Below are 2,090 nucleotides of genomic sequence, written 5' to 3' on the forward strand. Positions count from 1 at the left end.
GTTCCGCCGTACTCAGGATCCACTCTGGAGAGAACGAAGTTTTGACTACAGGGCTGTTACCTCCTATGGCGGGCCTTTCCAGACCTCTTCATCTACCTCGTTCCTTTGTAACTCCGTATAGAGTGTCCTACAACCCCAAGAGGCAAGCCTCTTGGTTTGGGCTAATCCCGTTTCGCTCGCCGCTACTCAGGGAATCGCATTTGCTTTCTCTTCCTCCGGGTACTTAGATGTTTCAGTTCCCCGGGTCTGCCTTCTCATATCCTATGAATTCAGATATGGATACCACTCCATTACGAGTGGTGGGTTTCCCCATTCGGAAATCTCCGGATCAAAGCTTGCTTACAGCTCCCCGAAGCATATCGGTGTTCGTCCCGTCCTTCATCGGCTCCTAGTGCCAAGGCATCCACCGTGCGCCCTTTCTAACTTAACCGTTAAAAAGAATCACTATGTGATATCTTGTGTTACTAATTGAATGTGATGTCTACTGTTATCTAGTTTTCAAAGAACACNNAGGTCTTATATTCCGTAAATATCCTTAGAAAGGAGGTGATCCAGCCGCACCTTCCGATACGGCTACCTTGTTACGACTTCACCCCAATCATCTGTCCCACCTTCGGCGGCTGGCTCCATAAAGGTTACCTCACCGACTTCGGGTGTTACAAACTCTCGTGGTGTGACGGGCGGTGTGTACAAGGCCCGGGAACGTATTCACCGCGGCATGCTGATCCGCGATTACTAGCGATTCCAGCTTCACGCAGTCGAGTTGCAGACTGCGATCCGAACTGAGAACAGATTTGTGGGATTGGCTTAACCTCGCGGTTTCGCTGCCCTTTGTTCTGTCCATTGTAGCACGTGTGTAGCCCAGGTCATAAGGGGCATGATGATTTGACGTCATCCCCACCTTCCTCCGGTTTGTCACCGGCAGTCACCTTAGAGTGCCCAACTGAATGCTGGCAACTAAGATCAAGGGTTGCGCTCGTTGCGGGACTTAACCCAACATCTCACGACACGAGCTGACGACAACCATGCACCACCTGTCACTCTGCCCCCGAAGGGGACGTCCTATCTCTAGGATTGTCAGAGGATGTCAAGACCTGGTAAGGTTCTTCGCGTTGCTTCGAATTAAACCACATGCTCCACCGCTTGTGCGGGCCCCCGTCAATTCCTTTGAGTTTCAGTCTTGCGACCGTACTCCCCAGGCGGAGTGCTTAATGCGTTAGCTGCAGCACTAAGGGGCGGAAACCCCCTAACACTTAGCACTCATCGTTTACGGCGTGGACTACCAGGGTATCTAATCCTGTTCGCTCCCCACGCTTTCGCTCCTCAGCGTCAGTTACAGACCAGAGAGTCGCCTTCGCCACTGGTGTTCCTCCACATCTCTACGCATTTCACCGCTACACGTGGAATTCCACTCTCCTCTTCTGCACTCAAGTTCCCCAGTTTCCAATGACCCTCCCCGGTTGAGCCGGGGGCTTTCACATCAGACTTAAGGAACCGCCTGCGAGCCCTTTACGCCCAATAATTCCGGACAACGCTTGCCACCTACGTATTACCGCGGCTGCTGGCACGTAGTTAGCCGTGGCTTTCTGGTTAGGTACCGTCAAGGTACCGCCCTATTCGAACGGTACTTGTTCTTCCCTAACAACAGAGCTTTACGATCCGAAAACCTTCATCACTCACGCGGCGTTGCTCCGTCAGACTTTCGTCCATTGCGGAAGATTCCCTACTGCTGCCTCCCGTAGGAGTCTGGGCCGTGTCTCAGTCCCAGTGTGGCCGATCACCCTCTCAGGTCGGCTACGCATCGTTGCCTTGGTGAGCCATTACCTCACCAACTAGCTAATGCGCCGCGGGTCCATCTGTAAGTGGTAGCCGAAGCCACCTTTTATGTTTGAACCATGCGGTTCAAACAAGCATCCGGTATTAGCCCCGGTTTCCCGGAGTTATCCCAGTCTTACAGGCAGGTTACCCACGTGTTACTCACCCGTCCGCCGCTAACATCAGGGAGCAAGCTCCCATCTGTCCGCTCGACTTGCATGTATTAGGCACGCCGCCAGCGTTCGTCCTGAGCCAGGATCAAACTCTCCGATAAA

Annotated in this window: 2 rRNA genes (1 of these 2 cut by a window edge); both read right to left on the bottom strand. The window is 53.1% G+C overall.

Going from position 1 to position 2,090, the window contains the following annotated elements:
- Positions 1-430 (bottom strand): 23S ribosomal RNA (locus AU387_RS02415); it reaches 2,498 nt to the left of the window's first position.
- 109 nt (positions 431-539) lie between these two features.
- Positions 540-2,089 (bottom strand): 16S ribosomal RNA (locus AU387_RS02420).
- The 16S and 23S rRNA genes sit together here, the layout of an rRNA operon.
- Position 2,090: the final 1 nt, after the last annotated feature.

It is taken from the genome of Bacillus halotolerans (assembly GCF_001517105.1).
GTDB classification, from domain to species: Bacteria; Bacillota; Bacilli; order Bacillales; family Bacillaceae; genus Bacillus; species Bacillus halotolerans.